This is a genomic window from Bradyrhizobium sp. Kon58 (genome assembly GCF_055807455.1).
Window position 1 is genome coordinate 1 of the sequence record NZ_JBVVOT010000390.1, and the last position, 281, is coordinate 281.

General features: G+C 62.3%; 1 protein-coding gene. It reads right to left on the reverse strand.

The genetic code is table 11. The features are described 5' to 3' along the window. On the reverse strand, positions 1-281 hold a 281-nt coding region (locus tag AC0L20_RS40875), incomplete at both ends, for a hypothetical protein (protein ID WP_473295804.1).

Sequence of the window (281 nt, forward strand, 5' to 3'; positions counted from 1 at the left end):
TGGCCGATGAAGTGTCGGCCCGCAGAAAACGCAATCCAAGGCTCTTGACCACATTGAGGCCGAAGTACAGCTTGCGCGTATCAAACAGCCGCTGCGCTTCCGACAGCAGGCTCACGGCCGCAGAATGCCTGGCCTCTGCCGCCCAGCCAATGAGCTTGGCCAGCACCCGTTCAGCGCCCACTGCACTCAGTTCGTTTTCCGGCATTTGCGCCAGATTCTGGATAACCAGCACCGCCGCAAGCTCCGGCTCACTCAGCGCAACGAGCGCAGCCGCACCCTCG